25 protein-coding genes and 1 pseudogene (1 of these 26 only partly in view) are annotated in these 23891 nt (G+C 63.4%); 7 read left to right on the top strand and 19 right to left on the bottom strand.

Annotated features, from left to right (window positions below):
* Positions 1 to 11: 11 nt before the first annotated feature.
* The 8 genes from KU43P_RS03080 to KU43P_RS03115 form a co-directional block, all read right to left on the bottom strand.
* On the bottom strand, positions 12 to 794 hold the full coding sequence (locus tag KU43P_RS03080; RefSeq protein WP_411567233.1) for a response regulator transcription factor: 783 nt from the start codon (positions 792 to 794) through the stop codon (positions 12 to 14).
* A gap of 113 nt (positions 795 to 907) precedes the next feature.
* Positions 908 to 1378: an A24 family peptidase gene (locus KU43P_RS03085; protein ID WP_317661028.1), complete on the bottom strand. Its 471-nt coding sequence runs from the start codon at positions 1376 to 1378 to the stop codon at positions 908 to 910.
* Positions 1379 to 1468: 90 nt separating this feature from the next.
* The gene (locus KU43P_RS03090; protein ID WP_317661029.1) at positions 1469 to 2038 is read right to left on the bottom strand and encodes a DUF4136 domain-containing protein; all 570 of its coding nucleotides are present in this window, start codon (positions 2036 to 2038) and stop codon (positions 1469 to 1471) included.
* A 19-nt stretch (positions 2039 to 2057) separates the two neighbouring features.
* On the bottom strand, positions 2058 to 2693 hold the full coding sequence (locus tag KU43P_RS03095) for a DUF4136 domain-containing protein (RefSeq protein ID WP_317661030.1): 636 nt from the start codon (positions 2691 to 2693) through the stop codon (positions 2058 to 2060).
* Between the two features lie 21 nt (positions 2694 to 2714).
* Positions 2715 to 3464: a methyltransferase domain-containing protein gene (locus KU43P_RS03100; protein WP_317661031.1), complete on the bottom strand. Its 750-nt coding sequence runs from the start codon at positions 3462 to 3464 to the stop codon at positions 2715 to 2717.
* Positions 3461 to 3766: a MazG-like family protein gene (locus KU43P_RS03105; protein ID WP_176509632.1), complete on the bottom strand. Its 306-nt coding sequence runs from the start codon at positions 3764 to 3766 to the stop codon at positions 3461 to 3463. Before KU43P_RS03105 ends, KU43P_RS03100 begins: the two co-directional genes overlap by 4 nt.
* Positions 3767 to 3831: 65 nt before the next feature.
* A complete protein-coding gene (locus KU43P_RS03110; RefSeq protein WP_317661032.1) occupies positions 3832 to 4686 on the bottom strand; it encodes a MaoC family dehydratase in 855 nt (284 codons plus the stop codon).
* Between the two features lie 2 nt (positions 4687 to 4688).
* Positions 4689 to 6041: a 3-oxoacyl-ACP reductase gene (locus KU43P_RS03115; RefSeq protein WP_317661033.1), complete on the bottom strand. Its 1353-nt coding sequence runs from the start codon at positions 6039 to 6041 to the stop codon at positions 4689 to 4691.
* 118 nt (positions 6042 to 6159) lie between these two features.
* Here KU43P_RS03115 and KU43P_RS03120 point away from each other — a divergent pair, with 118 nt between their 5' ends.
* Together KU43P_RS03120 and KU43P_RS03125 are read left to right on the top strand one after the other, a co-directional pair.
* The gene (locus tag KU43P_RS03120; protein WP_317661034.1) at positions 6160 to 7443 is read left to right on the top strand and encodes an acetyl-CoA C-acetyltransferase; all 1284 of its coding nucleotides are present in this window, start codon (positions 6160 to 6162) and stop codon (positions 7441 to 7443) included.
* A gap of 156 nt (positions 7444 to 7599) precedes the next feature.
* Complete coding sequence (locus tag KU43P_RS03125; RefSeq protein WP_317661035.1) at positions 7600 to 8379, top strand: AraC family transcriptional regulator; 780 nt, start codon at positions 7600 to 7602, stop codon at positions 8377 to 8379.
* A 121-nt stretch (positions 8380 to 8500) separates the two neighbouring features.
* Here the strand turns inward: KU43P_RS03125 and KU43P_RS26950 are convergent, their stop codons facing one another.
* The 5 genes and pseudogenes from KU43P_RS26950 to KU43P_RS03145 all read right to left on the bottom strand — a co-directional run bounded on the left by KU43P_RS26950 (position 8501) and on the right by KU43P_RS03145 (position 13860).
* A complete protein-coding gene (locus KU43P_RS26950) occupies positions 8501 to 9268 on the bottom strand; it encodes a methyl-accepting chemotaxis protein (RefSeq protein WP_411567245.1) in 768 nt (255 codons plus the stop codon).
* Positions 9269 to 9358: 90 nt separating this feature from the next.
* A pseudogene (locus KU43P_RS26955) lies at positions 9359 to 10447 on the bottom strand (cache domain-containing protein); the annotation flags it as partial.
* 173 nt (positions 10448 to 10620) lie between these two features.
* On the bottom strand, positions 10621 to 11025 hold the full coding sequence (gene cueR / locus KU43P_RS03135; RefSeq protein ID WP_236236647.1) for a Cu(I)-responsive transcriptional regulator: 405 nt from the start codon (positions 11023 to 11025) through the stop codon (positions 10621 to 10623).
* On the bottom strand, positions 11022 to 13421 hold the full coding sequence (locus KU43P_RS03140; RefSeq protein WP_317661037.1) for a heavy metal translocating P-type ATPase: 2400 nt from the start codon (positions 13419 to 13421) through the stop codon (positions 11022 to 11024). Before KU43P_RS03140 ends, cueR begins: the two co-directional genes overlap by 4 nt.
* A gap of 52 nt (positions 13422 to 13473) precedes the next feature.
* Positions 13474 to 13860, bottom strand: a complete 387-nt coding sequence (locus tag KU43P_RS03145; protein ID WP_317661038.1) for a hypothetical protein — start codon at positions 13858 to 13860, stop codon at positions 13474 to 13476.
* A 146-nt stretch (positions 13861 to 14006) separates the two neighbouring features.
* On the opposite strand from KU43P_RS03145, the gene KU43P_RS03150 reads away from it, so the two are divergent.
* Together KU43P_RS03150 and KU43P_RS03155 are read left to right on the top strand one after the other, a co-directional pair.
* Positions 14007 to 14204 (top strand): heavy-metal-associated domain-containing protein, encoded by a 198-nt coding sequence (locus tag KU43P_RS03150; RefSeq protein WP_317661039.1) that lies wholly within the window; start codon positions 14007 to 14009, stop codon positions 14202 to 14204.
* Positions 14205 to 14296: 92 nt separating this feature from the next.
* Complete coding sequence (locus KU43P_RS03155) at positions 14297 to 15478, top strand: multidrug effflux MFS transporter (RefSeq protein WP_317661040.1); 1182 nt, start codon at positions 14297 to 14299, stop codon at positions 15476 to 15478.
* Here the strand turns inward: KU43P_RS03155 and KU43P_RS03160 are convergent.
* On the bottom strand, positions 15429 to 15626 hold the full coding sequence (locus KU43P_RS03160; protein ID WP_317661041.1) for a hypothetical protein: 198 nt from the start codon (positions 15624 to 15626) through the stop codon (positions 15429 to 15431). The genes KU43P_RS03155 and KU43P_RS03160 overlap by 50 nt on opposite strands.
* 497 nt (positions 15627 to 16123) lie before the next feature.
* Here KU43P_RS03160 and KU43P_RS03165 point away from each other — a divergent pair, with 497 nt between their 5' ends.
* Positions 16124 to 16831, top strand: coding sequence for an ArsR/SmtB family transcription factor (locus KU43P_RS03165; RefSeq protein ID WP_317661042.1), 708 nt, complete (start codon positions 16124 to 16126; stop codon positions 16829 to 16831).
* Between the two features lie 8 nt (positions 16832 to 16839).
* Here the strand turns inward: KU43P_RS03165 and KU43P_RS03170 are convergent, their stop codons facing one another.
* From KU43P_RS03170 to KU43P_RS03190, 5 genes are all read right to left on the bottom strand, one after another.
* Positions 16840 to 17787, bottom strand: a complete 948-nt coding sequence (locus KU43P_RS03170; RefSeq protein ID WP_317661043.1) for an adenosine deaminase — start codon at positions 17785 to 17787, stop codon at positions 16840 to 16842.
* A 102-nt stretch (positions 17788 to 17889) separates the two neighbouring features.
* Complete coding sequence (locus tag KU43P_RS03175) at positions 17890 to 18576, bottom strand: SDR family oxidoreductase (RefSeq protein WP_317661044.1); 687 nt, start codon at positions 18574 to 18576, stop codon at positions 17890 to 17892.
* 365 nt (positions 18577 to 18941) lie between these two features.
* The gene (locus KU43P_RS03180; RefSeq protein WP_317661045.1) at positions 18942 to 19526 is read right to left on the bottom strand and encodes an IMPACT family protein; all 585 of its coding nucleotides are present in this window, start codon (positions 19524 to 19526) and stop codon (positions 18942 to 18944) included.
* 9 nt (positions 19527 to 19535) lie between these two features.
* Positions 19536 to 20198, bottom strand: coding sequence for a TetR/AcrR family transcriptional regulator (locus tag KU43P_RS03185; RefSeq protein WP_317661046.1), 663 nt, complete (start codon positions 20196 to 20198; stop codon positions 19536 to 19538).
* Between the two features lie 90 nt (positions 20199 to 20288).
* Complete coding sequence (locus KU43P_RS03190; protein WP_317663713.1) at positions 20289 to 21209, bottom strand: LysR family transcriptional regulator; 921 nt, start codon at positions 21207 to 21209, stop codon at positions 20289 to 20291.
* A 115-nt stretch (positions 21210 to 21324) separates the two neighbouring features.
* Between KU43P_RS03190 and KU43P_RS03195 the strand changes: the two genes are divergently transcribed.
* Both KU43P_RS03195 and KU43P_RS03200 read left to right on the top strand, forming a co-directional pair.
* On the top strand, positions 21325 to 22671 hold the full coding sequence (locus KU43P_RS03195; protein ID WP_317661047.1) for an aspartate aminotransferase family protein: 1347 nt from the start codon (positions 21325 to 21327) through the stop codon (positions 22669 to 22671).
* A gap of 73 nt (positions 22672 to 22744) precedes the next feature.
* Positions 22745 to 23891, top strand: partial view of a CoA-acylating methylmalonate-semialdehyde dehydrogenase gene (locus KU43P_RS03200; protein ID WP_317661048.1) — the 5' portion only. Its footprint extends 347 nt past the window's final position; 1147 of the gene's 1494 nt are visible here — the first part of the coding sequence; its start codon is at positions 22745 to 22747; its stop codon lies beyond the right edge, outside the window.

Consider the following 23891-nt stretch of genomic DNA (forward strand, 5'->3'; position numbering starts at 1 on the left):
ATTGATGATCGTCAGTGCGTGGTAAAGCGCTGATGCACCGGCGATGAACTGGGCGTCAACGCCAGCGCCAGTTGCGTACGGTTGTGCATGTGGGTCAGGCGCAGCACCTGCGAAACATAAAGTTTGACCGTGTTCTCGGTGATCCCCAGTTCGCAGGCGATCTGGTAGTTGGTCTTGCCCTTGCTCACCAGGCGAGCCACCTCCAACTGGCGCGGCGACAGTTTCTCGAAGGCTGCCGGCAACTCGCCTTCAGCCTCTTCGGCATCGGTGGCGCGCCTGTGCACCCCTTGGCCGCGAGCTTTCTCCAGATCCTGGTAGAGCTCATCGATGGAGCCCGCCAGGTCCTGCAGGCGCTGGTTGAGGTTGCCCAGATCGCGGTAGTTGGCCTTGCGCTCGAGCAGCACCTGTTCCTGGCGACGCAGGCCTTCGAGCAGCTCGTCGAGGTCCATGGGTTTCTGGTAGTAGTCGGCAAAGCCCTCGCGCAGGGCGCGGATCACGTCCTGTTTGTCGGCGCGGCCGGTGAGCATGATTGCCTCGAACATGCGGTTGCGCCCGGCAATTTCCTTCAAGGCACGAACCAACTCGATACCATCACGATCGGGCATATGCAGGTCGCATAGCACCAGGCCGATGGCTTCATCGCCGATATAGCACTCGATGGCCTGGTCGGTGGAGAAAGCGGCCACGCAGGGGTGCCCGTGGCTTTCGAGAAACTCGCACAACTGTTCGACAATCACTTCCTGGTCATCGACCACCAGGACTTTCACCTCACTGACTGACTTGTTCACGATCAACTCCCTGTTCGTATATGGCCCAGCTCCCGGACCAGACGCTCTGGCAGCTTAAAAGTAGACGCTGCTGGCGATTCTGTACAAGGCATGTACAAGCTATCGGACCGCAGGGATGATTATTGGATCCATACAGCAGTCAAAAGAAAGCCGGTCAGCACATAGGGTACGAAGGCCTGTTTGTCGCCCATCTGCTCGGTCAGGGCCTGCAGGCGCTTCTTCACTTTCGGGTTGAGCAGGGTCCACAGACGCCTGCGGGTGAGTAGCCACAACACCACGCTGACACCCGCGCCAATGAAGGTGCCGAGCACATATTGCGGGCTCGTGGCCAAGGCCAGGGCGCCCATCAGCTTGACGTCATCAGCGCCGAAGCGCCCGAGCATGTAGCCGGGCAGTGTCAGCAGCATGACGATCGCCAGGGCCCAGCCGGCATCGCTGGCCTCGGCGCCGATCCAGCTATGGCCGGTGACGAACAGCCAGACCAGTGCGCATGCCGCGACCCCCAGGGTGAGGAAGTTGGCGATCTGGCGTTCGCGGATATCTTGTTCAGTGCACAAGGCAAGCCACATCAGGAGAACAATGCTTTGCATTGGCAGTCCTTAATCGTTGAACACGGCTACCCGTTCAGTCAGGTTTCCTAAACAGGGTAGACGCGATCTGACGAACGGGCTATGTCGTGGCTATTTCTTGCTCCCGGGTGGGTAATGGCTAAGCACTTCGGCCACGGTTTTCTGGATTGCGCTGTTGCGCTCCTCCGGGCTTGGCGGGTAGTTGTTCATGATCTGTTCGGCGCTGCCGCGCCATACCAGCTTGCCGTCGTGGCCGTCGAACAGATCGACCTGGATGGTCGCCACCTTGTAGTCGACGCTACGGGTTTCGTTGTACATCGGCCCGCCCCAGTAGCCGTTCCAGTAACCGCCCCAGCCGCCACCGTAGTTGGTGGTGATCTGTTGCTGGCGCTGTTCGACGATCAGATAGGCACGCACCTTGAGATCGGCCGGGCTGTTTCCCTGGGCCGGGCGCAGGCCGCGCTGGTCGAGCTGGTCGTCCACGGCCTGGCGGATGCGCTGCTCGGTCAGGTCGCTCTTGATGCGCGGGTCATCCGGGCGGTATTGCAGGCCAGGCTCCTGCCATGCCCAGCTGCGGTAGGCGGCAAAATCGCGGCTGGCATCGAAATCCTGCTGAACGTTGTTGCTCGAGCAAGCCGTGAGCAGCAGCGCGAACGACAGTAGAACGAGGCGGCGCAACATGATGGTTCTCCGTTAAGCGTTAACTGGGAGGATAGCCGCTGAGCGCCTTGTGCACCGATTCACGCAAGGCGCTCTCGCGATCGCGTGGCGAGCTCTGGTCGCTGCCGCTCTCGGCACTCGCGCTCCATACCGGCTCGCCGTTGCGGGCATCGAACAGGTCGATGCGCACCACCATCACTTCGACCTCGTAGGTGCGCACGATCGGCACGCTGGCGTAGCCGCCATAACCATTGCGGTAGCCACCGACACCAACACCACCGTATGGATAGGGGCCGTAATAGGGGTCGTAATAGTCGTAATCGCGAACCTGGCGCAGGCGCCGCTCCAGGCGTATGTCAGCACTCACCAGCAGGTCGCCCGCACTGCCCCTGGCGGGGCGCAGGCCATGCTGGTCGAGGGCGCCACTGACCGCATCGGCCAGTTGCCCGGGGTCGGCGTTGGCAGTGGCAGTGGGCAACTGCCCGTTGCGCCAGCTCCAGCTGCGGTAATGCCCATAGTCACGCTCCGGAGCCGGGTAGGCACTGGCGTCGAACGTATTGGCCGCTTGCGGAGGGGCCGGTGGTAGCGGGCGGCTGCTGGCAACGTAGGGGTTGCTGGCCTGGCAAGCGGCCAGGGCGAGCGGCAGCAAGGCCAGACACAACGGACGGTACGGCATGTATTCCTCCCGGCGGGCGGGTTAGCGTGGGCGGCACATCCAGTGCAGGTAGCGGCCGAGCCCGGCAAAGCTTGGGTGACGGCGGTGGGCCAGTTCCATTTCCAGCAGGTCGAGCAACTCGGCCTTGTCCTGGAATTCCTTGGGCATGTAGTCGTGGAATACCCTTACACCGCTCTCGCTTTCGACATGCCACATGGCTTCAAGTTGCGCCTTGAGTTCACGGGGATCAAGCGGTTTTTGCGGGGTCAGGCTCTGCTTTTCGCCCTGCAGGCGATTGCTGCGCAATTTGCGGAAGTGGCCCTTTAGCAGGTTGCGATAGACCAGCGCATCACGGTTGTAAAAGGCCAGCGACAGCCAACCCCCCGGGGCCGTCAGCTGGTGCAGCACCGGCAGGATGCTTTCCGGCTCGGCCAGCCATTCGAGTACGGCGTGGCACAGCACCAGGTCGTAAGGTTCGGTGAGTTGGCCGAGCAGGTCTTGCCACGGTGCCTGGATGAAGGTGGCTTGCTGGCCTGCTTCGGTAAAGCGTGCGCGGGCGCCTTCGAGCATCGGCGCGGCCGGTTCGGCAAGGGTCAGGTGGTGGCCGCGCTCAGCCAGCCAGAGGGCCATGTGGCCGAGCCCTGCACCGATATCCAGTACCCGCAGCGGGCGGTCGGGAAGGGCCTCGGCCAGGTCGGCCTGGAGCACGGCCAGGCGGATGGCGCCCTTGGCACCGCCGTAGATCTTCTCGGCGAAACGGGTGGCCAGTTCATCGAAGTGACGGTCGTTCATCGGGCGAAGCGCCTTTCGCTGTCGGCCAGTTTGGCGCGTACCACCTGCTCCATGTCCAGGCCCAATTCGCTGCACAGTAGCAACAGGTAGAGCACCACGTCGCCGACCTCCTGGCCGGCGTGGGCGAGCTGGTCCGCAGGGAGCTGGCGCGATTGGTCTTCGCTCAGCCACTGGAAGATTTCCACCAGCTCGGCCATTTCCACGCTGGCGGCCATGGCCAGGTTCTTCGGGCTGTGGAAGCCGCGCCAGTCGTTGTTGTCGCGGATTCTGTGCAGGCGTTCGGTGAGTTCTTGCAGGTTCATCGGGGGTCTCCTAATGCTGCATAGCTTCACGGGAGGCCCGATGCAAAGCAAGTGGATTCGGGACGCTAGAGCGGCGCCCAGCGCCCGACCATGTGCACCAGATCTCCATGGCCATCCAGGCGCAGTTCACCGGCAGGCCCAGGCTCGTGGGCACTGAGCACCACCTCCGAAGGCAGGCGCACCGGTTTGCGGAAGTCCACCTCGAAGCTGTAGCCGCTGCCGTTGGGCATGTGGGTGCGTAGCGCCGCCAGCGCCATGGCCTTGCTCCACATGCCATGGGCGATCGCCTTTGGGAAGCCGAACAGCCGTGCGCTGGCGGCGCTCAGGTGGATCGGGTTGTAGTCGCCGCACACCTTGGCGTAGCGCCGGCCGATATCGCTGTCGGCATACCAGCGCGTAGCTTCTGGCAACGGCTTGGGCTCGTCGTCTTCGCTGGCCTCGGGCTGGCCATCGAGGTGCAGGCCGCGTACCAGCATGCGGCTGGTCTCGCGCCAGAGCAGGCCGATTGCGTCCTCGGCTTCGGTGACCAGGTCGAAGGTGCCGCCCTTGGGATGCGCCTGCAGGTTGTCGGCATAGACCGCGAAGCGCAGCCCGTCGATGCCACCCAGTGGGCGCAGCATCTCGATGCGGTTGTGCAGGTGAACCATGCCCAGCAGCGGGAAGGGAAAGTCGTGGCTCGTCAGCAGTTGCAACTGCAGGGTGAAGGCCATCACGTGGGGATAAGTGCCCGGCAGCCGGCCGTCGTCAGTGAAGTGGCAGAGCCGCCGGTACGCCGCAAGGTTGCCGGCTTCCACGCGAATGAAGCAGCGCTGGCCAGTGGTGGGTAGCGTGGTACCGCTGATCTTGCGCTTGCTCGCCGCACGCAAGTACAGGCTGGCGCGGGCGTCGGGGCTGTGCAGGTCGTGCCATTGGCGGTTCATGTTCACGCTCCCATCAGTGCCTGGCCGCACACCCGCAGCACTTGGCCGCTGACCGCACCAGAACCCGGCTGGCTGAGCCAGGCGATGGTTTCGGCGACATCCTGTGGGCGCCCGCCCTGGCCCAGCGAACTCAAGCGCCGCCCGGCTTCGCGCAAGCCCATGGGCATGGCGGCGGTCATGTGGGTCTCGATGAAACCTGGCGCCACGGCGTTGATGCTGCCGCCGCGCTCGGCGAGCCTTGGCGCCCAGGCTTGGGCGAAGCCGATCAGGCCGGCCTTGCTGGCCGCGTAGTTGGACTGGCCGCGGTTACCGGCGATGCCGCTGACCGAGGCCAGCAGGGTGATGCGCGCATCCTCGCCCAGCGCACCCGCATCAAAGAGTGCCTTGGTCAGAACCTGCGGGGCCTTGAGGTTGACCGCCAGCACCGCATCCCAGTATTCCGGGGTCATGTTGGCAAGGGTCTTGTCACGGGTGATGCCAGCGTTGTGCACGATGATGTCGATACCGCCGGGCAGGGCTTCGAGCAACTGGGCGGCAGCATCGCCGGCGCAGATGTCCAGGCCCAGGGCCTTGCCACCCAGGCGGGCGGCCAGAGCGTCGAGATCCTGCTGGGCTTGCGGCACATCCAGCAGCATGACCTCGGCACCGTCGCGGGCCAGGGTTTCGGCGATGGCTGCGCCGATGCCCCGCGCCGCGCCAGTGACCAGCGCCCGCTTGCCGGCCAGTGGCCGTGTCCAGTCCTGCACCTGCCGGGCACAAGGCTCAAGGCGCAGAACTTGGCCGGAAATGAACGCACTCTTGGGTGACAGGAAGAACCGCAGGGCACCTTCGAGCTGGTCTTCGGCCCCCTCAGCGACGTACAGCAGTTGCGCCGTGGCGCCGTTGCGCAGCTCCTTGGCCAGTGAGCGGCTGAAACCCTCCAGAGCACGCTGGGCAACGCTGGCCAGCGGATCGTCGAGCTGCTCCGGCGCACGCCCCAGGATCACCACATGGGCACAGGCAGCCAGGCTACGCAGCAATGGTTGGAAAAACTCACGCAACTGCTTCAGGTCATCGCTGTCGGACAAGTGACTGGCATCGAACACCACGGCCTTGAGCTTCGGCCCCAGGCCGGCTACCCAGGCGGGTGCCTGCAGGCCCTGGCCATTGAAGCTGTAGCATTCGTCGGTGAGGCACGGGGCGATGGCTTCGACGGCATTGGCCAAAGGGCCGCCACCCAGCACCAGGGCGCCCTCCACCGGGCGCAGGCGGCCGGCTTGCCAGCGTTCCAGCGGCGCCGGGCGCGGCAGCCCTATGGCATCGACCAGGCGGCGGCCGAGGTTGGAGTTGGCAAAGCCGAGATAGCGGTCGCTCATGTGCGGGTCTCCCTGAAGGCAAGCTTGCAAGTGTGGACCAACTTTGTGGCAAGGTCGTTCGAATGCGGCAAAAACACCTAGGCTGTACGGACCTAATTGTTTCAGGAGGAATCCACGCATGCGTTCACTTCGCCAGGTCGCGATCCTGGGCGGCAACCGAATTCCCTTCGCCCGCTCCAACGGCGCTTATGCCACTGCCAGCAACCAGGCGATGCTCACCGTCACCCTCGAAGGCCTGATCGAGCGCTACCGCCTGCACGGGCTGCGCTTGGGCGAAGTGGTGGCGGGCGCGGTGCTCAAGCATTCACGCGACATGAGCCTGGCCCGCGAGTGCGTGCTCGGCTCGCGGCTGTCGCCGCAGACGCCGGCCTACGACATTCAGCAGGCCTGCGGGACCGGCCTTGAAGCGGCGTTGCTGGTGGCCAACAAGATTGCCCTGGGGCAGATCGACTGCGGCATTGCCGGCGGGGTGGACACCACCTCCGACGCACCGATCGCGGTCAGCGAGGGGTTGCGCCGCATCCTGTTGCAGGCCAACCGCGGCAAAACCTTGACCGAGCGGCTCAAACCCTTCCTGCAATTGCGCCCCGGCCATCTGAAGCCTGAGCTGCCACGCAATGGCGAGCCGCGCACCGGGCTGTCGATGGGCGAGCATTGCGAGCGCATGGCGCAGGCCTGGCAGATCGGCCGGGCCGAACAGGATGAGCTGGCGCTGCTCAGTCACCAGCGCCTGGCTGCGTCCTATGCCGACGGCTGGCAGGACGACCTGCTGACGCCGTTTCTGGGCCTGACGCGTGACAACAACCTGCGCCCGGACCTGGACCTGGACCTGGAACAACTCGGCAAGCTCAAGCCGGTCTTCGACCACAGCGGCCTGGGCACCCTGACCGCAGGCAACTCCACACCGCTGACCGACGGGGCTTCGCTGGTGCTGCTGGGTACGCCGCAGTGGGCCGAAGCACAAGGGCTGGAGGTGTTGGCTTACGTGGTTGACGGTGAAACGGCCGCGGTGGATTTCGTCAAAGGCCAGGAAGGGTTGCTGATGGCGCCGGTGTATGCCGTGCCGCGGCTGTTGGCGCGCCATGGGTTGACGTTGCAGGACTTCGATTATTACGAGATCCACGAAGCCTTCGCAGCCCAGGTGCTGTGTACGCTCAAGGCCTGGGAAGACGCCGAGTACTGCCGCACGCGCCTGGGGCTGGAGGCGCCGCTGGGTGCGATCGACCGCGGCAAGCTCAACGTGAAGGGGAGCTCGTTGGCGGCGGGGCATCCGTTTGCTGCTACCGGTGGGCGGATTCTGGCCAATATGGCCAAGTTGCTGGCGACGGCGGGCAAGGGGCGTGGGTTGATCTCGATCTGCGCGGCGGGGGGGCAGGGTGTGACGATGATTGTCGAGCGTTGAGCGCGCGTCGCCTCTTTCGCCGGCAAGCCGGCTCACACAGATGCAGCGCAGGCCTCAAGGCCTGTTAGTCACTTTTTGGATCGGGTATGCCGGTGAAGGGGCGACAGGGCGATTACAGGTGTTAGGCTTGTCTGGTCGGAACTATAAGAAACCACTATGCCGAGCATCGGACACCCCCGCGCTATCCCTGCCCTGGACCATCTGCCCAGGCCTCTCTACGCCCGCGCCGAGAGCCTCGGCGCCGGCTCCTGGACCACCTGCCACAGCCACGACTGGGTGCAGTTTTCCTACGCCATAAGCGGCGTGCTAGGCGTGTACACCCACGAGGGCAGCTACTTCGCTCCACCACAATGGGGCGTGTGGATCCCGGCCGATGCCGAACACGAAGTAGTGACGACCGGGCAGGCCGAAATGCGCAGCCTGTACATCCGCCGCGACGCCTGCCCCTGGGCTTCGGCGCAGTGCCGGGTGCTGGAGGTGACCCCTTTGGCGCGGGAACTGATCAAGCAGTTCTGCCTGTACCCGGCACATTACCCGGAAGGTGACAGCGCTGAAGCGCGGCTGGTGGCGGTGTTGCTCGACCAGCTGCGTACGCTGCCCGAAGTGGGCTTCTCGCTGCCGCTACCTCGCCATACGGGGTTGCTGGCCTTGTGCAACGGCCTGATCGCCGCGCCGGATCAGGTGCAGACCCTGCAGCAGTGGGCGTTGCAGTTGGGGTGTTCGGAGAAGACCTTGATGCGGCTGTTCCAGCGGGAAACCGGGTTGAGCTTCCGCAACTGGCGCCAGCGTATGCGGTTGTTGTCGTCGCTGGCCTTGCTGGAGGCGGGGGAGAGTGTGACCGAGGCGGCGCTGGGGTGTGGCTACGACTCGACCTCGGCTTATATCGCTGCTTTCAAGCAGCTGTTTGGCGCTACGCCTGGGGAATTGAAGTTGTAGGGGAGCTTGTACGGGCCCTATCGCCGGCAAGCCGGCTCCCACAGGTACAGCGCAAGCCTTGAGGCTTATGGGGTAGCTGTGGGAGCCGGCTTGCCGGCGAAAGGGCCCTACAGTTAGCCAATCAGGTGCGGAACCGCCGTACCAGGGTATCCAGCTCGTTGGACAACCCCGCCAGGCTCTCCGAATCCTGCCGCGCCGCCTGGGCCAGTTCGGCCACCAGCTGTGCATCGCCATGAATCTGGCTGATATGGCGGTTGATGTCTTCGGCCACCTGGTGCTGTTCCTCTGCGGCCGTGGCGATCTGCGTGTTCATGTCGCGAATGATGTCCACCGATTCGCGGATCTGGCCAAAGCTGTCGCGGGCCAGGCCGATGCGGCTGACCGACTGCTGCGACACCTCAAGGCTTGCATGCATCTGCTCGGCCACTTCGGCGGTGCGGCTGGCCAGGTTGCCGAGCAGGCCGTCGATTTCAGCGGTGGAGTCGGCAGTACGCTTGGCCAAGGCTCGCACCTCGTCGGCGACCACGGCGAAACCACGGCCTTGTTCGCCCGCCCGAGCGGCCTCGATCGCGGCGTTCAGCGCCAGCAGGTTGGTCTGCTCGGCAATCGAGCGGATGGTGCCGAGGATCGACTGGATGGCGTTGCTGTCGCGCTCCAGTTGCTGGATCGACTGGGCCGATTGTTCGATTTCCTGGCTCAGGCGGTCGACGCTGTGCACAGCCGCATCGATTTGCTGCTGGCCTTCACGGGCCTGCTGCTGGCCACTGTCGGCCGATTGCGCGGCCTGGCTGCAGGAGCGCGCCACCTCGTTGGCGGTGGCGACCATTTCGTGGAACGCGGTGGACACCATGTCAACGGCTTCACGCTGGCGCCCGGCGGCCTCGGCCATGTCGCTGGACACCTGGGTCGAGCTGGTGGAGGTGCTGAGGATCTTGCTGGCTGCCGAGCCGATGTGCTGGATCAGGCTGCGAATGGCGCCGAGGAACTGGTTGAACCAGCTGGCCAGTTGCGCGGTTTCATCGCGGCCACGTACATCGAGGTTACGGGTCAGGTCGCCTTCGCCTTGGGCGATGTCTTCCAGGCCGCTGGTGACGCTGTTGATCGGGCGCACGATGAGCTTGGCGAAGGTCGTGCCGACCACGGCGAACAAGGCTGCAAGCACCAGCGCGATGCTGCCGATGAGCCAGGTCAGGCGGGTGGTGGTCTGCATCACTTCGCCTTGCTGGATCAGGCCGATGAAGGTCCAGCCGAGTTTCTCGTCCGGGTAGACGTTGGCCATGTAGCGCACGCCGCCCAGGTCGACTTCGACCAGGCCCTTGCCGGCCTTGGCCAACTCGGCATAGCCATCGCCGAAGCTCGCCAGTTGCTTGAAGTTGTGGCTGGCGTCGCGGGGGTCGACCATCACGTTGCCGTTGTTTTCCATGAGGATCAGGTAGCCGCTCTCGCCCAGCTTGATCTGCTGCACGATCTCGGTCAGGCCCTTGAGCGATACGTCGATGTTGACCACGCCACCTGGGTTACCGAGCTGGTTGGCGACGGCGCGCACGGTACTGACCAGCACCGCGTCATCGCCTGCCCAGTAATAGGGGGCGGTGCGCAGGGTCTTGCCTGGGTTGGCCATGGCCGTCTGGTACCAGGGGCGGGTACGCGGGTCGTAGTTGCTCATGCTCGGATCGCCCGGCCAGAACGCGTAGCCGCCGTCTTTCAGGCCATAGGACACGTAGGCGTAGTCCGGGTGGCTGTTGGCCAGACGGGTGAACAGTTCGAACAGTGCCTTGTCGTGTTCGCCGGGGGCGATTTGCGCGGCGTCGGCGCTGATGTGCTTCTTGATGTTGTCGCCCGCGCCCGTGACCTGCGGCAGGCTGGCCAGGTAGTCGACGTTCTGGGTGATGCCCTGGAAGAACAGGTTCATGGCATTGCTGACCTGGCGGATCTCGCGGCTGCTGCTGTCGAGGAATCCATCGCGGGCTTCGCCGCGCAGGTTGATGACCACCAGAGTGGCCACGAGGACGATGGGCAGCGCGGCGATGACCGCGAATGCCCAGGTCAGTTTCTGTTTGATGTTCATCGACGCTCCCGGAGTTTGTTTTTATCGACACGCGATGCTCAGTGCATCGGCAGCGTCCGGGATTTTTTGAGCGAAAATGCCCGTATTTATTGGGCGAAGCCGCATTTGGCGACTATTCGGTCGGCTCTAGGCTAATATGGCATACCAAATAGCTGACGATCTGGTCAGAAGCCTCAATGACAGCACTCGCCGCCATTGGCCAGGTCCTTGAGAATCGGGCAATCGGGCCGGTCGTTGCCCTGGCAATGGGCGGCCAGTTCACTCAACGTGTCGCGCAGGCTCACCAACTCTTCGATACGCCGGTTCAGCTCGTCGATGTGCTGCACGGCCAGTGCTTTGACGTCGGCGCTGGCGCGTTGCCGGTCCTGCCACAGGGTCAGCAGCTTGCCCACTTCTTCCAGGGAAAACCCCAGATCGCGGGAGCGCTTGATGAACGCCAGGCTGTGCAGGTCCTGCGGCTGATACAGGCGATAGCCGCTGTCGCTTCGGGTGGCCGGCTTGAGCAGGCCGATGGACTCGTAGTAGCGGATCATCTTGGTGCTGAGCCCGCTGCGGCGGGCGGCTTGGCCGATGTTCATGAGGCCTCCTGCGAAGTGCTGGTAGGTTTCCAGGTTTTCAGCCACAGGGCATTGCTGACCACGCTGACGCTGGACAGTGCCATGGCGGCCCCTGCCAGCACCGGGTTGAGGTAACCCAAGGCGGCCAGGGGGATGCCGATCAGGTTGTAGATGAACGCCCAGAACAGGTTCTGGCGGATTTTCGCGTAGGTCTTGCGGCTGATTTCCAGGGCGGCGGGCACCAGCCTTGGGTCGCCGCGCATGAGGGTGATGCCTGCGGCCTGCATGGCCACATCGGTACCTCCGCCCATGGCGATGCCAATGTCGGCGGCAGCCAGGGCCGGTGCATCGTTGATGCCATCGCCGACCATTGCCACCACTCCATCTTTCTTCAGCGCTGTTACCGTGGCGGCCTTGTCGGCAGGCAGCACTTCAGCGTAGACGTCGTCGATGCCGAGGCGGTCGGCCACGACCTTGGCGCTGCCGCGGTTGTCGCCGGTCAGAAGGTGGCTGCTGATGTGTTGTTCATGCAGGGTACTGATCGCCTGCTCGGCACCGGGCTTGAGGCTGTCGCCAAAGGCGAACAGGCCCAGTACGCGCGGTTGCGCACCTTGTTCGATCAACCATGACAAGGTACGGCCTTCGGCTTCCCAGGCTTGCGCCATCGGCGCCAGGGCGCCGGGATGCAGGCCGCTCTCGTCGAGCAGTCGACGGTTGCCCAGGGCCAGCTCGCGGCCTTCCACAACCCCGGCAATGCCGCGGCCGGTGAGCGATTGGCTGTCGGTTACCGGTGGAACGTCCAGGCCTTTTTCGGCACAGGCTTTCAGTACCGCCTTGGCCAAGGGATGCTCGCTGCCCCGTTGCAAGGCCCCGGCCAGGCGGTGCAGCTCGGCGCCGTCGCCAGCCAGTGCCTTGCTATGCACCACCCGTGGGCTGCCCGAGGTAAGGGTGCCGGTCTTGTCGAACACCACACGGTTCACCGCATGGGCTCGCTCCAGGGCTTCGGCGTCCTTGATCAGGATGCCGTGGCGCGCAGCAACGCCGGTGCCGGCCATGATCGCGGCGGGCGTGGCCAGGCCAAGGGCGCAGGGGCAGGCAATCACCAGCACGGCGACGGCGTTGATCAGCGCGGTTTCCAGCGGCGCTCCGGCCAGCCACCAGCCGACCAGTGTGACCAGCGCCAAAACCAGCACCGCGGGGACGAACACCTGGCTGACCCGGTCCACCAGCTTCTGGATCGGCGCCTTGGCTGCCTGGGCGTCTTCGACCAGGCGAATGATGCGGGCCAGCACGGTTTCCGTGCCCATGGCCTGTGTACGCACCAGCAACCGGCCCTCGCCATTGATGGCGCCACCGGTGACGTTGTCACCCGGTTGCTTGGGTACTGGCAGGCTTTCACCACTGATCAGGGCTTCATCGGCGTGGCTGCTGCCTTCCACCACTTCACCGTCCACCGGGAAGCGTTCGCCCGGCTTGACCAGCACCAGGTCGCCGAGGCGCAACTGGGCGATCGCCACGTCCTCTTCGCGGCCATTGACCAGGCGCACGGCCCGCTCGGGCCTCAGGGCTTCGAGCGCGCGTATGGCGCTGGCGGTTTGGCGCTTGGCACGGCTTTCCAGGTATTTGCCCAGCAGCACCAGGGCGATCACCACTGCCGATGCCTCGAAGTAAAGGTGAGGTTCCATGCCAGCAGGGGCTTGCGCCCACTGATACAGGCTCAGGCCGTAACCTGCGCTGGTGCCCAAGGCCACCAGCAGGTCCATGTTGCCGGAGCCGGCCCGCACTGCCTTGTAGGCCGCCACGTAAAAGCGTGCGCCAAGGATGAACTGCACCGGCGTCGCCAGCAGGAACTGCGCCCAGGCGGGTAGCATCCAGTGCAGGCCGAAGGGTTGAACGAGCATCGGCAGTACCAGGGGCAGCGCCAGCAGCAGGGCGGCGCCGACGGCCAGGCGTTCGTTGCGCAGCCGGCGCTGGGCGGCCTGCTGATCATCCTGGCGTGCCTGGGGCAGGCTGGCGCTGTAGCCGGCCTTTTCGACAGCTGCGATCAGCAGCTGGTCGTCGAGTGCCTGAAGCACTTGGAGGTGGGCGCGTTCGCTGGCCAGGTTGACGCTGACCTGCTCGACTCCCGGCAACTTGCCAAGGGCCCGCTCTACGCGGCCCACGCAACTGGCGCAGGTCATGCCGCCAATTTGCAGTTCCAGGGTGCGGGTAGGGACGCTGTAACCGGCACCGCGCACGGCGTCCACCAGAGCCGGCAGGCTGCCGGCCGGTGCCTGGACGCGGGCCTGTTCGGTGGCGAGGTTGACGCTGACCTGTTCGGTGCCGCTGACCTTGCGCAGGGCGCGCTCGACACGGCCAGCACAACTGGCGCAGGTCATGCCGGAGATCGGCAGGTCGAAAGTGGTGGATGCGGGCATGGCTTTCCTCCGTGGACAGGCCTGCAGCATCAACCTTGCCATGCAGGGAAGGTCAATAGCCCAGGGCGGCTCGCTTCAACTCAAGCCCATTGTGGCCCATGGCAATGCGATATTTGCTGATCTGGCCCACCTGCAGGTTCAGGCGCGTGCTGCGCTGGTCCTCGATGCCAGGAGCGCAGCCGGGCATCTGCCCTGGCAGCTGGCGCAGGCGCACATCAACCGGGCCTGGCGGCAGGTTGAAGGAGACCGATTGCTCCTGGAATACCCGCCCGGAGAGTTGATCGTTGAGGTAGATGCCGATTTCACAGCTCGTGGCCACTTCCAGGCGCTCCCGGGAAATGATCAGTACGCTGTAGTCCGAGTTGCCCTCGGCGCTGGCCGGCGGCACTGCGGCTAGCGCACCCAGTAGCCCGACAACGCTCACTGCTGCCCTGAACATGAAAAATCTCCTGCTTGCTTGAATCGTCAAAGCCGCAGCTTGGCCGAGGTCCGCGTGGATTTCCAGCCCGGCCGTTCGCCGCAGAACTTGACCTTGCCCCGATGGCAAGCTTGAAACTCGGCAAAACCCACAAGGAGGCAACACCCATGCAAGTATTCAACGTACAGGGCATGACCTGCGGCCATTGCGTTAAAGCGGTGACCCGCGCGGTGCAAGAGCAGGATGCGCAGGCGCAGGTGGAAGTTGATCTGGCCGCCAAACAGGTGCGAGTGCAAAGCGCATTGGCGGTCGAGCAGGTGCTGGAGGCGATTCGTGAAGAGGGTTACCAGGCCGAGGTTGCCTGAGCCCAAGGGCTGTTTTGTTGCAAATGTTTTCATACTGAAAGGGTCCACTGCAGGTAGACTTACGCGCTTGCTTAGCCTGCTATGGATTCCTGATGAACTTGCGAATGGTGCTGATCCTGGGCGCATTGAGTGCGTTCGGGCCCCTGGCGATCGACTTCTACCTGCCCGCCTTCCCGGCCATGGCACAGGCGTTCGCCACCGACGAGAAACATGTACAGACCACCCTGGCCGCGTACTTCCTCGGCTTGTCGCTCGGCCAGTTGGCCTACGGCCCGGTGGCCGATCGCTTTGGGCGGCGCAAGCCGCTGCTGTTCGGTGTGGGGCTGTTCACCTTGGCCTCGCTGGCCTGCGCCTATGCGCCCAACCTTGATACGCTGATCCTGGCGCGTTTCGTCCAGGCCCTGGGCGGCTGTGCCGGCATGGTGTTGTCACGGGCCATCGTCAGTGACAAATGCGACCCGGTGGCCTCGGCCAAGGTGTTCTCGCAACTGATGCTGGTGATGGGGTTGGCGCCAATCCTTGCGCCGATGCTTGGCGGGGTACTGGTGAACGTGGCGGGCTGGCAGTCGATCTTCCTCGCCTTGAGCCTCTTCAGCGCCTGCTGCCTGCTGGCCGTGAGCTTGGGCCTGCCGGAGAGCTTGCCCGCGCATATCGCGCGCCAGCCGCTGTCTGGGGCGCTGCGTCAGTATTTGCGGTTGTTGTCCGATCGCGTATTCATTGGCCATGCGTTGACCGGTGGCATTGCCATCGCCGGTATGTTTGCCTACATCGCCGGTTCACCGTTCGTATTTATCAAGCTCTACGGCGTGCCTGCGGAGCATTACGGCTGGCTGTTCGGCACCAACGCGGCAGGCTTCATTCTGGTCGCGCAGGTCAATGCTCGCCTTTTGGCCAAGCGGGGCCCTGCATTCCTGCTGGTGCGGGCAGTATGGATGTACCTTGCGGCGGGGCTGGTATTGCTCGGGGTGGCCGCGATGCGCCCGGCGCAATTGTGGCCACTGCTGGTGCCCTTGTTCGTCTGCATCGCCAGCCTGGGTTGCATCATTCCCAACGCATCGGCCTGCGCCATGAGTGGCCAGGGCGCCCGGGCAGGTAGTGCCTCGGCACTGATGGGCTGCCTGCAGTTCAGCGTCGCTGCAGCGGCGGCAGCGTTGGTCGGCCTGCTGCACGATGGCAGTGCGGTGCCTATGACCTTGGTTATCAGCCTGTGCGGGGCACTGGTGGTCAGTGTCGCGCTATTGACCCGGGGTTTGCAGGCCAAGCGTCCTGCATGAGCTGATGAGGGGCCTGCAGACGGGTTTCGAGGGTAGCGACGAAGGCGCGTGCTTCGGCCTCGCTGCGAAAGCTCACCACATGCTGGTCGAGCTTCACCTGCCAGGGGCAGTTGGGGTTACGGTTCGACGCACTGACGACAATCTTCATCGCGGCATACCTCCGAAAAGAGGGGAGAGCGGATCCAGTGTAGCGCTGCGGTGACCCCACGCCATGGCTAGCCCGGTTGTTCTGACTGACGGTCAATGAACGGGCCCCTTCAATGTTTGGAAGCGTGTAGAAGGTTCGCTTTAGTTCGCGTTATTTGAGGAAGTGTGTTGTCGGCAGAGTCCCTTGGGGGCCTAGGGCCATTCTTCCTCATGCGCTGCTTCTTCCCTGTCAGCCGGCGGCTTCCTTCACCTCAAGCGCCTCAATGCCCCGGCCAGGGCGGGATGCGTGATTCTCAAGGGTTCCCCTACCCAAACTCACTTTGCCAGTTTTGCCCACGGCACGCCTGCGGGGGCCGGGCCGCGCGCGGCTTATACTGCGAGCGGAGCTGGCGTCGGCGATGCGTTTGCTTGTTGCAACTGGCACCTGCCGAGAGGCGATCGGCGTTGCCACGGTTGGCCATTGGAAATCAGATGTGATTTTGCAGGGAGTTACAGGACATGAATGCAGTCAGCAGTATCAGTCAGATTGCCGGCCTGATGGCCGACCCCAAGCGAAGTGCAATGTTGTGGGCACTGATCGATGGCACGCCGCGGCCGACCGACGAATTGGCGATGATGGCTGGCTTGACCTCATCCTCTGCCTGCGCGCACTTGTCGCTGTTGTCTTCGGCAGGCTTGCTCCGGCTCGAAGCCCGTGGCCGCAAGCGCTACTTCAGGCTTGCAACGCCCCAGGTGGGTGCGGCGGTGGAGGCGCTGGCCAGCGTGCAGCTTGGCTGTGATGGGCAACAGCGACCGAGGCCGGCACAGATGCCCATGTCGATGCGCAGGGCTCGCCGTTGTGGCGATCACCTGGGGGGCGAACTGGCCGGTGAGCTATACCATCGCCTCGCGATCGCTGGCTGGCTGGAAGGTAGTGAGCGGCAGTTGATGGTCAGTGACGAGGGGCGATTGGAGTTGGCGCGCATAGGTGTCTTCATCGACGCCCTGGCGCCGCGCCAGCAGCATGGCTGCGTGATCTGCCATTGCAACGAATGGAGCGACCAGGGCCCGCACCTGGGCGGTAGCCTCGGGCGGGCATTGCTCACGTTGTTTCTTCAGTCAGGCTGGCTACGTGAGCCGGAAGGTATGCGGGCGATGCAGATTTCTGCCGAAGGTATCCAGCAGATCAATCTCATTGCCCGCGTCACCACGCTGCAGGTGGGCTGAGCAGCCCGTTATACCAGCCGCGCGTCCAGGCTGTTCTGGGCCAGCCTTCGAGCCTGGTCTTCGGTCATGCCGAGGTGGGTGTGCAGGGCATGGAAGTTTTCGGTGACGTAGCCGCCGAAGTAGGCAGGGTCATCCGAGTTCACCGTCACCTTCACGCCGCGTTCGAGCATGTCGAGGATGTTGTGCTGGCTCATGTGATCGAACACGCAGAGCTTGGTGTTCGACAATGGGCATACGGTGAGGGGGATCTGCTCGTCGATGATGCGCTGCATCAGGCGTTCGTCTTCGATGGCGCGAACACCGTGGTCGATGCGCTTGATCTTCAGCAGGTCGAGGGCTTCCCAGATGTACTCGGGCGGGCCTTCCTCGCCAGCGTGGGCGACCGCGACGAAGCCTTCACTGCGGGCACGGTCGAACACGCGCTGGAACTTGCTCGGCGGGTGGCCCATCTCGGAGCTGTCCAGGCCGACAGCAATGAACGCGTCGCGGAAGGGCAAGGCCTGGTCGAGGGTCTTGTGTGCTTCTTCTTCGCTCAGGTGGCGCAGGAAACTCAGGATCAGGCCACTGCTGATGCCCAGTTGCTCACGGCCATCCTTGAGCGCATGGTTGATGCCGTTGAGCACGACCTCGAACGGAATGCCGCGGTCGGTGTGAGTCTGAGGGTCGAAGAACGGTTCGGTGTGGATGACGTTCTGTGACTTGCAGCGTTGCAGGTAGGCCCAGGTCAGGTCGTAGAAGTCCTGCTCGGTGCGCAGAACGTCCGCACCTTGGTAATAGAGGTCGAGGAATTCCTGCAGATTGTTGAAGGCATAGGCACTGCGCAGGGTTTCGACGTCGTTCCAGGGCAGGGCGATCTTGTTGCGCTCGGCCAGGGCGAACAGCAGCTCGGGTTCGAGCGAACCTTCGAGGTGCAGGTGCAGTTCGGCCTTCGGCAGGGCATTCAACCAGTCATACATGGGGGGATCTCAATCAGGTACGGTTGCCGCCATTCTACAGGCCCTGGCCAGGCATTGCGCTTGGCCAGGGCTGCATTGCGCCAACCATTGATCAGCGGCGGCTTACCAGGTGAGGGTTTCACCTTTGTAGTTGATGAAGCGCAGGCCGCCATGGCCGCTCTGCGCCTTGACCTGTTCGAGCATGCCACGGGTGCTGGTGAGTACGTCGATGTCGGCGTTCTCTCCACCCATGTCGGTTTTCACCCAACCCGGGTGCATTGCCAGCACACAGAGATCCGGGCGCTGCAGGTCGACCACGAAGCTGTTGATCATCGAATTCAGGGCGGCCTTGCTGGCTTTGTACAGGCAAACCTCGCCGCCGTCCGGGATGGTGACACTGCCCAGAATCGAGCTCATGAACGCCAGTACGCCACTGCCTTGGCGTACCTGGGCGGCCAGGCGACGTGCAACGCGGATCGGTGCCACCGCGTTGGTCATGAACAGTGCGCCGATGTCCTGTTGCTGCACGGTTTCCAGGTCCTGCGGCAGGGGGCCCATGACGCCGGCGTTGATGAACACCAGGTCGAACACTTCGCCTTGTAGGCGTTGCTTCAGGCCATCGAGTTGGGCGGTGTCGTTCATCTCCAGCTGTTCGATGCGCACCCCGGGGACTTCGCTCAGCGCGCCGGGTTTTTGGGGGTCACGTACCGTGGCGGTGATGTTCCAGCCATCTTCGTGCAGCCGCTGCACCAAGCCAAGGCCGAGCCCGCGGGAGGCACCGATGATGAGGGCGGTTCTTGAGTTGGCCATAGGAACATTCCTTTATCGGGGTGGGAAAAGGAATTGAGAATACTGCAGGCACGGACTGTTTGCCCGCAATGAAGGGTGATCAAAAAATGATCAACGACAGATGGACGTGCGGCGGCGGGCGCTTGGCTTGTTGGCTAACGGGTTATCCACAGGCTGATCCACAGTTAATGTGCGCAATCACAGCTGACACGATTGCAGGGTGTCGCCGATCCATTGTGGATAACACTTGCCGACTCAACAGGTTAGGGCTGTCATCAAACTGTGATCAAAATATGCTCAATGCTCTGCAGGCCTTGTAACGCTTGGGCTGTAGCTAAATGCCCCAAGCTTATCCACAGGCGGGCCCACAGTTGTTGTGAGCAACCTCAGCGTGCTTCCAGGAGGATGCGCCCACGGCTCAGGTCTGCCAGTTGCTGTTGCAGAACAGGCAGATGGGCTTCGCCAACGGCGATGTGCAGGTCTACGCCATTGGCGGTGAATTGCTCGTCCAGCACCAGGCCATCGACCTCGGCCAGGCGTAGCTTTACCAGTGCCAGTTCGCTGAAGTTGCAACTGCAGGCATATTCGCTGCGCTGCACCAGCAGCCGCTTTGGCGCCTGCTGCAGGCATTTGTTAGCGCCACCGCCGTAGGCGCGGGCCAGGCCACCGGTACCCAGTTGGATGCCGCCGTACCAGCGGATGACGAGCACCACGACCTGGTCGCAGTCCTGCGCCTCGATGGCAGCCAGTATCGGCCGCCCGGCCGTTCCACCGGGCTCGCCATCGTCATTGCTACGGTACTGCGTACCGAGTTTCCAGGCCCAGCAGTTGTGGGTGGCGGCCAGGTCGCTGTGGCGTTCGATGAAGCTCATCGCCTCGGCGGCACTGTTGATCGGGCCGGCGAGGGTGATGAAGCGGCTCTTGCGGATTTCCTCGCGAAATTCGCAGAGGTCTAGCAGGGTAGAAGGCATAGGGGGAGGTCAGGCGCTCGGCGCGATGCCGCATCCTTTGAGAATGATGTGGATAAGGTTGTTGCTCGCGTCTTCCATGTCCTGCTTGGTCAGGCGGCTGCGGCCGGTGACCTGGCAGATCTGGGTGGCGAAGTCGGCATAGTGCTGGGTGCTGCCCCAGAGCAGGAAGATCAGGTGCACCGGGTCGACCTGATCCATCTTGCCCGCATCGATCCAGGCTTGGAACACCGCGGCACGGCCACGGAACCATTCACGGTAGTCGGCGCTGAAGTACTCGGTCAGGCAGGTGCCGCCGCTGATCACTTCCATGGCGAAGATCCGCGAGGCTTGCGGGTTGCGTCGGGAGAACTCCATCTTGGTGCGGATGTAATGGCTGAGCGCTTCTCCAGGGTCGTCCTCGACGCTCAGGGCGTTGAAGGTGCTGTCCCACAATTCGATGATGTTGCTCAATACCGCGATGTATAGGCCCAGCTTGTTGGTGAAGTAGTAATGCAGGTTCGCCTTGGGCAAGCCGGCCTTCAGCGCGATGGTGTTCATGCTGGTGCCTTTGAAACCATGACGGGCGAATTCGTCTTCGGCGGCCTGGATGATGGCCTGTTCGTTCTTCTGGCGGATGCGGCCGGCGGGCTTGCCCGAGGCGGAAAGGCGATGCGCTGGGACTTCTAAGGTCATGGACGATTCCGTACGGGTCTGTGGCAACGGATGTCGGACAAGATTACCTGCCTGCGCGCAAGTGACAAGCATTAGCGGCAGAAGCAGGCATCAGCGTGTCGCAGCCAGGCTTTCGAGGAAGCTTTCCAGGACCAGATTCGGCCGTCGTCCTTTGCGCGTGACCCAGCTCAGGCCCAGGTCGTAGAAGCGTTGGGCAGGTTTGAGCGCGCGCAGCCGGCCTTGCTGGACCCAGAAGGTGGCGTAATGGTCGGGCAGGTAGCCAATGTAGCGGCCTGTGAGGATCAGGAATGCCATGCCTTCGCGGTCGGAAGCGCTGGCCGTGCAGTTCAGTGCCTGGTAATGGGCCTGGATATCGGCAGGCAGCCGGAAGGTGGGGGCGATGGCTTCCTGGCTGTTGAGGCGCTCGTCGTCGATCTGTTGGTCGTCGGCATAGAACAGCGGGTGGCCGACAGCACAGTAGAGCAGCGAGCGTTCGCTGTACAAAGGTTGGTATTCGAGGCCGGAGAGCGGGCTGGTCTGCGGTACTACACCTACATGAAGGCTGCCGTCGAGTACACCTTGTTCGACCTGGCTGGGAGCGATCATGCGGATCTGGATGCGCACGTCCGGGCCACGGTCCTTGAGTTCGGCCAGGGCATGGGTGATGCGCATGTGCGGCAGGGTCACCAGGTTATCGGTCAGGCCGATGTTGAGCTCGCCCCGCAGGTGCTGGTGCAGGCCGTTGACCTCGGTGCGGAAGGTTTCCAGCGCGCTGAGCAGTTGCAGCGCGGAGTGGTAGACCTCGCGGCCTTCCTCGGTCAGCGAGAAACCTGCCCGACCGCGCTGGCACAGGCGCAGGCCCAGGCGCTGTTCGAGGTCGTTCATCTGCTGGCTGATGGCCGAGCGGCCTATGCCCAGCACGTTCTCGGCAGCCGAAAAGCCACCACATTCAACCACGCTGCGGTAGATTTTCAGCAGGCGGATATCGAAATCGCTGACCTGAGCGAGAGGATCGGGGCGTCGGCTCATCAGTTTAGTCTTACGCTACCTAAAGATTAGAAATGTAGGCTTTTTCAGACTTTATCCGCGTGCGAATTTAGCTGCAACAACATCCATCGTTGCCTAATCGTCTTTCGAGGAACCGCCGATGAACATGCCCGAAACCGCTACCGTCGGTATCGCCAGCCAGCTCAAGCTGGATGCCCACTGGATGCCTTACACCGCCAACCGCAACTTCCATCGCGACCCACGCCTGATCGTGGCGGCCGAAGGCAGCTACCTGGTCGACGACAAGGGGCGGAAGATTTTCGATGCCCTGTCGGGGCTATGGACCTGCGGCGCCGGGCATACCCGCAAGGAGATTGCCGACGCGGTCACGCGCCAGCTCAATACCCTGGACTACTCCCCGGCGTTCCAGTTCGGCCACCCGCTGTCGTTCCAATTGGCCGAGAAGATCACCGAGCTGACCCCAGGTGACCTGAACCACGTCTTCTATACCAACTCCGGTTCCGAGTGTGCCGACACCGCGCTGAAGATGGTGCGTGCCTACTGGCGTCTGAAAGGCCAGGCGACCAAGACCAAGATCATTGGCCGTGCCCGTGGTTACCACGGCGTGAACATCGCCGGCACCAGCCTGGGCGGGGTCAACGGCAACCGCAAGATGTTCGGCCAGTTGCTGGACGTCGACCACCTGCCGCACACCGTACTGCCGGTCAATGCCTTCTCCAAGGGCATGCCGGAAGAGGGCGGCATCGCCCTGGCCGACGAGATGCTCAAGCTGATCGAGCTGCACGATGCTTCGAACATCGCTGCGGTGATCGTCGAGCCGCTGGCAGGCTCTGCCGGTGTACTGCCGCCGCCGAAAGGTTATCTGAAGCGTCTTCGTGAAATCTGCACTCAGCACAACATCCTGCTGATCTTCGACGAAGTGATCACCGGTTTCGGCCGCATGGGTGCCATGACCGGCGCCGAAGCGTTCGGTGTAACTCCGGACCTGATGTGCATCGCCAAGCAGGTGACCAACGGCGCCATCCCGATGGGCGCAGTGATCGCCAGCAGCGAGATCTACCAGGCCTTCATGAACCAGCCGACGCCGGAATACGCTGTCGAATTCCCGCACGGCTATACCTACTCGGCTCACCCGGTGGCGTGCGCCGCCGGTATCGCTGCACTCGACTTGCTGCAGAAGGAAAACCTGGTGCAGTCGGCCGCCGAGTTGGCGCCGCACTTCGAGAAGCTGCTGCACGGGGTAAAGGGCACCAAGAACATCGTCGATATCCGCAACTACGGCCTGGCCGGTGCGATCCAGATTGCGGCCCGTGATGGCGACGCTATCGTGCGTCCGTATGAAGCCGCGATGAAGCTGTGGCAAGCCGGCTTCTATGTGCGCTTCGGTGGTGACACCCTGCAGTTCGGCCCAACCTTCAATACCCAGCCGCAGGAACTGGACCGCCTGTTCGACGCGGTCGGTGAAACCCTGAACAAGATCGACTGATCTTTCCGATTTTGACGCAAGGCGCGCGAGCTGATCGCGCGCTGGCTTCTACCTTCTTTATCTGGAGTTTTGCATGAGCATTGTTCAGCACCTGATCCACGGCGAGCTGGTTACCAAGGGTGAGCGCAACGCCGATGTCTTCAACCCGTCCACCGGCCAAGCGGTACGCAAGGTCGAGCTGGCCAGCCGGGCTACCGTTCAGGAAGCGATCGACTCCGCCAAGGCTGCCTTCCCGGCCTGGCGCAACACCCCGCCGGCCAAGCGGGCCCAGGTGATGTTCCGCTTCAAGCAGTTGCTGGAGCAGAACGAAGCCAAGATCTCGCAGATGATCAGCGAAGAGCACGGCAAGACCCTGGAAGATGCTGCCGGCGAGCTCAAGCGCGGTATCGAGAACGTCGAGTTCGCTTGCGCCGCACCGGAAGTGCTGAAGGGCGAATACAGCCGTAACGTCGGCCCGAACATCGATGCCTGGTCGGACTTCCAGCCGCTGGGCGTAGTGGCCGGGATTACCCCGTTCAACTTCCCGGCGATGGTTCCGCTATGGATGTACCCGCTGGCTATCGCCTGCGGTAACGCGTTCATCCTGAAGCCGTCCGAGCGTGACCCGAGCTCGACTCTCTTCATCGCCCAACTGCTGCTCGAAGCCGGCCTGCCGAAAGGCATCCTCAATGTGGTGCACGGTGACAAGGAAGCCGTGGACGCGCTGATCGAAGCGCCGGAAGTGAAGGCCCTGAGTTTCGTGGGTTCGACGCCGATCGCCGAATACATCTATGCCGAAGGCACCAAGCGCGGCAAGCGTGTACAGGCTCTGGGCGGTGCGAAGAACCATGCCGTGCTGATGCCTGATGCTGACCTGGACAACGCCGTTAGCGCACTGATGGGCGCAGCCTATGGTTCGTGCGGTGAGCGTTGCATGGCCATTTCCGTTGCGGTGTGTGTCGGCGACCAGGTGGCCGACGCGCTGATCGCCAAGCTGGAGCCGCAGATCAAGGCGCTGAAGATCGGCGCGGGTACTTCGTGTGGCCTGGACATGGGCCCATTGGTGACTGCTGCTGCCCGTGACAAGGTGGTTGGCTACATTGACGATGGCGTTGCCGCTGGCGCCAAGCTGGTGGTGGATGGCCGCGGGTTCCGCGTGGCGGGTAATGAAGATGGCTACTTCGTGGGTGGCACCCTCTTCGACAAAGTGACCCCGCAGATGCGTATCTATAAGGAAGAGA

The organism is Pseudomonas sp. KU43P (genome assembly GCF_033095865.1).
In the GTDB taxonomy this organism is placed as follows: Bacteria; Pseudomonadota; Gammaproteobacteria; order Pseudomonadales; family Pseudomonadaceae; genus Aquipseudomonas.